We start from the raw sequence: 8,012 nt of genomic DNA, 5'->3' as shown, positions 1-8,012 counted from the left end.
TGGGGGTTGGGGGGGGCGGTGGGCCTCAACGTGCTACCTTTTTTTTCCCGGGGGTGGGGCGCCCCGGGCCCGCCACTCCCATGGCGGGGCACGCGACGTGTCGTATTTGCTGTATTGGATCACGTGGCCGTGGCGCGAGCGGGGCTATCGTGCGCCCATACGGCCTTGCGGATCGGGGGATGCATGCCGGTAGTGCTGGCGCTGCTGTATGTGCTCTGCCACGGCCTGGTCGTGGCCCTGTGGTCGGGTCCGGCCGGTGCGGGTTCCTTCGGGTTCCTCACGGGTGCCCCGTTGCTGGCGGCGGCGGCCTGCCTGTGGCGGGCGCGCCGCGACCGTGCCGCGCTCGGCTGGCGCGCCACCGCCCTGGCGCTGCTGCTCTGGGCGGGTGGCATGGCCGTCAACATGATCGATGCGCTCGGTGCCGGCCGTGCCGATGTCACGCCGCAGGCCAGCCTGTTCCTGTATGTGCTGTACGGCGTGCCGCTGGTGTTCATCCTGGCCCGTGCACGCCGCGAGCGGCTGAGCATCAGCCTGATCGACGCGGCGATGGCCGCGTTGCTGGGCGTGCTGTTCTTCGTGCATGCGCAGTCGTTCGCCGCGCGCGTCGACATCGACGACCACGCGTTGTCCAACATGCAGCGCATGTTCGATATCCAGAATCTGTGCATTGCCGGGTTTGCGGTGGTGCGCTGGCTGGTGGGAGACGTTCCGGAGCGGCGCAACTTCTTCCGCGCGCTGGCGATCTACGCGGTGGGCTACCTGATGGTGGCGTACTACATCAACCACTACACCTCGGAACAGTCCTTCGGTGCCTACAACGATCTGCTGATCGACCTGCCGTTCCTGCTGCTGGCGTTGCTGGCGATGAGCCAGGCGCCTGCGCCGACGTTCGTGATGCACCCGAGGCTGGGCAGAACGGTGCAGGCGGCGGGGCCGATGATCCTGCCATTGCTGCTGCTGGTGGTCGGTACCCTGGTGGTTGATCATGCGCGGCCGCTGGCGGTCACTGGCTTCGTGGTGGCAACGCTGGGCTTCGGCGTGCGCAGCATCCTGTTGCAGGTGGACCTGATGGAACGGCAGGCATCGCTGGACCAGCTCGCTCGGCAGGATGGCCTGACCGGTGTGGCCAACCGGCGTGAGTTCGATGCACTGCTGCTGGCGGAATGGAACCGTGCGCGGCGCAGCGGCACCGAGCTGGGCCTGCTGCTGGTGGATATCGACCACTTCAAGGCCTTCAACGACCGCCACGGACATCCGGCCGGGGACCGCTGCCTGCAGGCCGTGGCCACGGTCCTGAAGATCAGTGCCGGCCGTGCCGGTGACAGTGTTGCCCGTTACGGCGGCGAGGAATTTGCGGTGATCGTGCCCGGAAGCCCGCTGTCGGGCGTGCTGGCGCTGGCCGAGCGCCTGCGTGAGGCGGTGGCGGCGCTGCCACTGCCGGAAGGGTCGGTCAGTATCAGCATCGGCGTGGGCTACCTGCACCCGCCGGCTCTGGCCAGCGCGGATCAGTTGCTGGCGGATGCCGATGCCGGCCTGTACGCCGCCAAGCGTGCCGGTCGCAACCAGGTGATCCTGCATGCGCACGTGCTCGACGACGAAGGCAGTGCGCACGGCAGGATGGATTGCTGAGCGCGCCGGGTGCCCGGTCCCCGTGCGTGATTACGCACGGGCGGCGCGGCCGGGTCAGCGCTGCCGCAACCAGCCAGTGGGATCGAGCAGCCTCAGCCCGACCGGTGACAAAGAGCGCTGGCGCAACGGCAGGTTTGCCGCCTGCACGGCCATCGCACAGCGCGCCAGCTGCTGGCGCAACGGTGCCAGCGTGTCATCTTCGCGCGGGCGTGCATGCCGCCACTGGGCGATGCGCAGCAGGCAGACCAGCAGGTCCAGTTCGCTGGCCGCGATGAACGGTGAGCCAGCGGGCAGCAGGTCGATCGGGGCGGTGGGCGTGGCCAGCAGCGGCAGCAGGCCGACGAACGCGTCGCAGCCTTCGGGATCAATACCGAGGCTGCTCAGCTGGGCGAGTCCATCGGCCTGTTGATCAGGATCGTGCAGCTGGCGTATCGCCGCCAGCAGTGCCTGTTCGCCGCGGCCGAACTGGCGGCCGAAGGCGCGGTAGTTGACGCGGGTGGGAAACAACGGGGAACGGGAGGCCATGGTTGCTAGGGTTGTGGGTCGCGGGTTTCCACCAGCACGGGACAGGGCGCGTGGTCGATGGTCCATTGCCCGATCGAGGGTTCGAACAGGCGTTCCAGGCGGGACAGGTGGCGGTGGCCGATGACGATCAGGTCGCACTTCAGGCGCCGGGCCTGCTCGCTGATCACTTCGCCCGGGTCACCCGAGGGAATCTGCGCGATGGCGTCGACGCCGCGCTCGCGCAGCTCGGCCAGGGCTTCGGCCAGCACCGCTTCGGCCCGCGAGCGCTGGCGGGCGGCTTCCGGGTACTCGATGCGGTCGGCGTCGCTGGCATCGGCCGCCAGCGCGAATTCGGGGTCGAGCACGCACAGCAGGTGCAGGCGGCTGTGGGGGCCGGCGATGGCTGCGGCCAGGTCCAGCACGCGTGCGTGCTGGGGGCCACCGTCCAGGGCGACCAGCAGGGTATTGAACATGGATGTCTCCTTGGCAGGCCGGGGATGGTCGCCGATGTCACTGCGCGCACCCATGCCGTGCGCGGCAGTCAATGAATGCGTAAAACGCAATCCTCCGTGGTTACAAGTGTCGTAGAGTCATCTGATTTACTGGAGACTGTCATGCCCCTGCCGGACCTGAACCTGTTGCTGGCACTGGACGTGCTGATTGACGAATGCAGCGTGGCCGCCGCCGCGCGGCGGATGAACCTGAGCGCGCCGGCGATGAGCCGTACCCTGGGCCGGATCCGCACCGCGCTGGGCGACCCGGTGCTGGTGCGTGCCGGCCGCGGTCTGGCCCCCACGCCCCGCGCGCTGCAGCTGCGTGAGCAGGTCCGCGATGTGATCGAGCAGGCCCACCGTGTGTTCAACGCCGGTCGCGAGATCGACCTGCGCACCCTGGAGCGCACCTTCAATGTCCGCGCCAATGATGTCTTCATCGGTGGATTCGGCGGACGCCTGCGTGAACTGTTCCGCCAGCAGGCGCCGCGCGCGGTGCTGCGCTTCGTGCCCGAGGGCGATACCGACGACGACGCGATGGCGCAGGGCCGGATCGACCTGTACATCAGCACCGCCGGCAAGCACGCGCCCGATACCAAGGTGCAGAACCTGTTCAGTACCTCGTTCATGGGCGCCGCGCGCGAAGATCATCCGTTGTTCGATGAGGAGATCAGCGCCGAGCGTTTTGCTGCCTGCGACCACATCGCGGTGTCGCGGCGGGGGCTGCCGCGTGGCCCGATCGATGACGACCTGGCCACGCTGGGCCTGCAGCGGCGGGTGGCGCTGATCAGCCCGACCTTCCACGGCGCGATCTTCGCTGCCGCCGAGTCGGACCTGATCCTGCCGCAGATGCCGAGCGTGATGCTGGAGCGGATCGTCAGCATGCGCCTGCCGCTGCGCCTGTTCCCGCTGCCGATCCCGGTGCGCACCGCCGCCATCGTCCAGGCCTGGCACCCGCGGCTGGACAACGATGCTGCGCATCAGTGGCTGCGGCGCTCGATCAAGACCATGTGCGAAAGCGCAGGGGAGGCTCCGCGCTGACACTTTCATGCGTGCGCTTGACGCACGCCTGGGATGCGGGCTGCGCCATTTTTCGCAGGGTACCAGCTCCCTAGACTGCGCTCCCCGGAGTTTCACTGAGCGCATTCCAATGACCCTCAACATGCCGTGCACTGCACGGATCGGTGCCCGGCGATGAGTACGCCGGCCGCCGCTGTCCCGGCCGCTGCTGCGCCCCGTCCTGCCGCCGCCCCCGGGCTCGACCGCCGCGTTCTGGTCGGCCTGTGTGGCGTGCTGCTGGCGGTGCTGGTGTCGGGCTTCAACGAGAACATCACCAAGGTCGCCCTGGCCGACATCCGCGGTGCGATGGGTTTCAGCGTCGATGACGGCAGCTGGATCGTCGCCCTCTACAGCGCGATGTCGGTCAGCGCGATGGCCTTCGCCCCGTGGTGTGCCGCCACCTTCTCGCTGCGCCGCTTCGCGCTGGCGATGATCGGTGGCTTCATGGTGCTGGGCGTGCTCTGCCCGCTTGCCCCGAACCTGCAGGTGTTCCTGCTGCTGCGCGCGCTGCAGGGGCTGTGTGGTGGTGCGCTGCCGCCGCTGCTGATGAGCGTGGCACTGCGCTTCCTGCCGCCGGGCATCAAGCTGTATGGCCTGGCGGGTTACGCGTTGACCGCTACCTTCGGCCCGAGCATGGGCACGCCGCTGGCCGCGTTCTGGGTCGAGCAGGTGGGCTGGCACTGGGCGTTCTGGCAGATCGTGCCGTACTGCCTGGCTGCCATGGCGATGGTCAGCTGGGGCCTGCCGCAGGACCCGCTGCGGCTGGAGCGTTTTGCCCAGTTCGATGGCGTGGGCCTGGCGCTGGGCCTGCCGGCGCTGGTGCTGCTGGTGCTGGGCCTGGTGCAGGGCCCGCGCCTGAACTGGTTCGACTCGCCGATGATCACCCTGATGATCGGTGGCGGCGCCGGCCTGATGGTGCTGTTCATGATCAATGAATGGTTCCACCCGCTGCCGTTCTTCAAGCTGCAGCTGCTGGCCAACCGCAACCTCAGCTACTCGCTGGTGACGCTGGGCGGCGTGCTGTTCGTGCTGCTGGCAGTGATCTCGATTCCCTCCGGTTTCCTGGCCAGCGTGCAGGGCTACCGGCCATTGCAGACCGCACCGATGCTGCTGTGGGTGGCGCTGCCACAGGTGATCGCACTGCCGTTGGTGGCGGCGTTGTTGAACATCCGCGCAGTGGATTGCCGCTGGGTGCAGGCCACCGGCCTGGCGATGCTGGCGCTGGCCTGCTGGCTGGGCTCGCACCTGGATGTGGCCTGGATCCGCGACAACTTCCTGTGGGTACAGCTGCTGCAGGTATTCGCCCAGCCGATGGCGGTGTTGCCGCTGCTGATGCTGGCCACTGGCGGGCTGGCACCGCAGGACGGTCCGTTCGCCTCGGCGTGGTTCAACACGGTCAAGGGCTTTGCTGCCGTGCTCGCCAGCGGCGTGCTGGATGCCGTCGCCCAGGGCCGCCGTCATTTCCATTCCACCGTGCTGGTCGACCGCCTTGGCGAGCAGCCGTGGCTGGCCGAGGGCCCGCAGCTGGGCGCGCGCCTGCATGCGCAGGTGCAGGCGCTGACCTCGGCCGACCTGTACTGGGTGGTCGCGCTGGTGGCGCTGGCCTTCATTCCCCTCATTGCCTGGATGCCCACCCGCATCCATCCGCCACGTGCCGTGGCCTGAACCTTTCGCAGGAACCCCCTCATGACGATCAATCGAACCACTCTCAATACCGGCCTGGGCCTGGGCGTGCTGGCCCTGGCCATCGGTGCCTGGCTGCTGCTGCGCGACGGCGGTCACCAGACCACCAACAATGCCTATGTCGTTGCCGACTACACGCTGGTCGCGCCGAAGATTCCCGGCTTCGTCAGTGCCGTGGAAGTAGAGGACAACCAGTCGGTGAAGGCGGGCGACGTGCTTGCCCGCATCGACGACCGCGACTACCAGGTGGCCCTGCAGGCGGCCCGTGCCGACCTCGCCAACGCCCGTGCACAGCTGGCCAACGCGCAGGCCGCACTGGCCCAGCAGGACTCGCTGATTGAACAGGCCAGGGCCAGTGTCGATGTCAGCCGCTCCGAACTGACCCTGGCCAGCGCCGACCAGCAGCGTTACCGCGAACTGGCCCGTGATGGCGCCGGCACCGTGCAGAACGCGCAGCAGGCGCAGTCGAAGCAGGCCGTGGCCAGTGCGCACCTGCAGCAGGGCCAGGCCGCGCTGTCGACCGCACGCCAGCGCACCGACATCCTCAGCGCTGGCGTGCAGGCCGCACAGGCGGCGGTACAGCGTGCAGAAGCGGCGCAGGCGCGTGCCGAACTGGACCTGTCGCACACCGTGCTGCGCGCGCCGATCGACGGCATGGTCGGCCGCCGTGCGGTACGCGTGGGCGCCTACCTGACCCCGGGTACGCCGGTGGCTGCGGTGGTACCGCTGAAGCGCGCCTTCGTGGTCGCCAACTTCCAGGAAACGCAGATGACCCGCATGCAGGCCGGCCAACAGGTCGAGCTGAAGGTGGACGTGTTCCCGGGCAAGCCGCTGCGCGGGCACATCGACAGCATCGCACCGGCCACCGGCGTCACCTTCGCCGCCGTCGCACCGGAAAACGCCACCGGCAACTTCACCAAGGTGGTGCAGCGCATTCCCGTCAAGATCGTGCTGGAACCCGGCCAGCCACTGCTGGACCAGCTGCGTGCCGGCATGTCGGTGGAAGCCAGTGTTGACCTGGGCAGCCGCGCCCGCGCGCAGAGCGTGCAGCACAGTCCGGGCCACAAGAGCGGGGAGGGTGCATGAGCGCAGTCACCCTGTTCCGCACCTTCGTTGCGGCCAGCCTGTGCACGGCCCTGGCTGCTTGCACGATGGGTCCGGACTTCGTACGCCCGCAGGCGGAACTGCCCAGCCACTGGCAGGGTGAGGCGGTCGCCGGCAACGCCATCGACCAGGACGCGGCCTGGTGGGCCGGCTTCGACGATCCACTGCTGGGGCAGCTTGCCGGCCAGGTGCTCGCGGCCAACCTGGACCTGCAGCTGGCCGCCAACCGCGTGCAGCAGAGCCGCGCCGCACGTGGCATCACCGCCGCCGATCGCCTGCCCAGCGTCAGCGCGAGCGCCAGTGGCGTGCGTGCACGCAACAGCGAGGTGGGCCTGAATGATCCGTCCGGCAACGGCGGCCGTGATGACTACGGGCTGTTCCAGGCCGGCATCGGCCTGAGCTGGGAACTGGATCTGTGGGGGCGTGTGCGCCGCCAGGTGGAAGCGGCCGACGCACGCGTGCAGATGGCCGAGGAGGATGCACACGCGGTGCGCATCGCGCTGCTGGCGGAAACCGCGCGTGATTACCTGCAGCTGCGCGCGACGCGGCAGCTGCTGGCGATCACCGAGGACAACCTCAGCATCGCCCTCGACATGAAGCGCCTGACCGAGGCACGCCAGCAACAGGGCGTGGCCAGCACGCTGCAGGTGTCCAGCGCGTCCGCGCAGGTGGCATCGCTGCAGGCACGCATCGCGCCGCTGCGGCATCGCGAATCGCAGCTGCGCAATGCGCTGGCGTTCCTGTTGGCGCAGCCGCCGCAGGCGCTGGACGCGCAGCTGCAGGATGCACGCCGTGACTGGCCGGCGTTGCCGGCGGTGGCGGTGGGGCTGCCCAGTGAACTGGCCGAGCGTCGCCCGGACATCCGTCGTGCCGAAGCGGCACTGCATGCGGCAACGGCCGGCATCGGCGTGGCCAAGGCCAGTTTCCTGCCGCGCATCACCTTGAATGGCGACGCTGGGTTCCAGGCCAAGCAGCTGGATGATCTGGATGGCTGGAACGCGCACCGCTTCAGCATCGGGCCGTCCATCAGCGTACCGATCTTCCAGGGCGGGCGGCTGAAGGCCAACCTCGCGCTGAGCAGGCTGCAGCAGCAACAGTCGGCGCTGCAGTTCCGCCGTACCGTGCTGCAGGCCTGGCACGAAGTGGACGACGCCATCGATGGCTATGCCGCCGAGCAGCAGCGCACGGTGCAGCTGCATGTGGCGGTGGACGAGAGCGAGAGCGCACTGGGCGCGGCGCGCCGGCAGTACCAGGCTGGCGTGGTCGACATGCTGGATGTGCTGACCACCCAGCGCATCGCGCTGGACAACCAGGCTGCGCTGGCCAACAGCCAGGCCACGGCTGCGATCGCGCGGGTGGAGCTGTACCGCGCGCTGGGCGGTGGTTGGTCGGGAAATGGAACCGCCGGGCCATGCCCGGCGGTTCGTCGGTAGTTGCCAACCTTGGTTGGCGATTTTCCCGGAAGCGCCAACCAAGGTTGGCGTCGACCAGAGCACGGCCTTGGGCGGGGGCTGGTAGGAAATCGTCGGGGTAGTGCCGGCC

General features: G+C 68.8%; 7 protein-coding genes. 5 read left to right on the top strand and 2 right to left on the bottom strand.

Annotated elements, in window-relative coordinates:
• The first annotated feature begins 183 nt into the window (after positions 1–183).
• Positions 184–1,629, top strand: a complete 1,446-nt coding sequence (locus tag ABE423_RS20090) for a GGDEF domain-containing protein (RefSeq protein ID WP_125895596.1) — start codon at positions 184–186, stop codon at positions 1,627–1,629.
• A gap of 54 nt (positions 1,630–1,683) precedes the next feature.
• Here ABE423_RS20090 and ABE423_RS20085 read toward each other — a convergent pair whose 3' ends face one another.
• Entirely contained in the window at positions 1,684–2,154 is a 471-nt protein-coding gene (locus ABE423_RS20085) for a hypothetical protein (RefSeq protein WP_049400257.1), read from the bottom strand.
• 5 nt (positions 2,155–2,159) lie between these two features.
• A complete protein-coding gene (locus ABE423_RS20080) occupies positions 2,160–2,606 on the bottom strand; it encodes a universal stress protein (RefSeq protein ID WP_253143913.1) in 447 nt (148 codons plus the stop codon).
• Between the two features lie 141 nt (positions 2,607–2,747).
• Here ABE423_RS20080 and ABE423_RS20075 point away from each other — a divergent pair, with 141 nt between their 5' ends.
• The 4 genes from ABE423_RS20075 to ABE423_RS20060 all read left to right on the top strand — a co-directional run bounded on the left by ABE423_RS20075 (position 2,748) and on the right by ABE423_RS20060 (position 7,903).
• Complete coding sequence (locus ABE423_RS20075; protein WP_032129879.1) at positions 2,748–3,665, top strand: LysR family transcriptional regulator; 918 nt, start codon at positions 2,748–2,750, stop codon at positions 3,663–3,665.
• Between the two features lie 153 nt (positions 3,666–3,818).
• Positions 3,819–5,348, top strand: coding sequence for an MFS transporter (locus tag ABE423_RS20070; RefSeq protein ID WP_032129878.1), 1,530 nt, complete (start codon positions 3,819–3,821; stop codon positions 5,346–5,348).
• Positions 5,349–5,369: 21 nt separating this feature from the next.
• Positions 5,370–6,452, top strand: coding sequence for an HlyD family secretion protein (locus ABE423_RS20065; RefSeq protein ID WP_006384446.1), 1,083 nt, complete (start codon positions 5,370–5,372; stop codon positions 6,450–6,452).
• Positions 6,449–7,903 carry an efflux transporter outer membrane subunit gene (locus tag ABE423_RS20060; RefSeq protein ID WP_346487286.1) on the top strand — a complete coding sequence of 485 codons (1,455 nt, stop codon included), beginning with the start codon at positions 6,449–6,451 and terminating at the stop codon, positions 7,901–7,903. Before ABE423_RS20065 ends, ABE423_RS20060 begins: the two co-directional genes overlap by 4 nt.
• Positions 7,904–8,012 lie beyond the last annotated feature (109 nt).

The sequence above is a fragment of the Stenotrophomonas sp. TWI1409 genome, from assembly GCF_039673015.1.
GTDB lineage: Bacteria > Pseudomonadota > Gammaproteobacteria > Xanthomonadales > Xanthomonadaceae > Stenotrophomonas > Stenotrophomonas maltophilia_A.
Note: the sequence above shows the minus strand (reverse complement) of the source record. Positions and strands in the feature narration are given on the sequence as shown.

Bases quoted from the DNA above. Each gene is read 5' to 3' on its own strand.
- ABE423_RS20090 (WP_125895596.1), top strand. From the start codon at position 184: ATGCCGGTAGTGCTGGCGCTGCTGTATGTGCTCTGCCACGGCCTGGTC.
- ABE423_RS20085 (WP_049400257.1), bottom strand. From the start codon at position 2,154: ATGGCCTCCCGTTCCCCGTTGTTTCCCACCCGCGTCAACTACCGCGCC.
- ABE423_RS20080 (WP_253143913.1), bottom strand. From the start codon at position 2,606: ATGTTCAATACCCTGCTGGTCGCCCTGGACGGTGGCCCCCAGCACGCA.
- ABE423_RS20075 (WP_032129879.1), top strand. From the start codon at position 2,748: ATGCCCCTGCCGGACCTGAACCTGTTGCTGGCACTGGACGTGCTGATT.
- ABE423_RS20070 (WP_032129878.1), top strand. From the start codon at position 3,819: ATGAGTACGCCGGCCGCCGCTGTCCCGGCCGCTGCTGCGCCCCGTCCT.
- ABE423_RS20065 (WP_006384446.1), top strand. From the start codon at position 5,370: ATGACGATCAATCGAACCACTCTCAATACCGGCCTGGGCCTGGGCGTG.
- ABE423_RS20060 (WP_346487286.1), top strand. From the start codon at position 6,449: ATGAGCGCAGTCACCCTGTTCCGCACCTTCGTTGCGGCCAGCCTGTGC.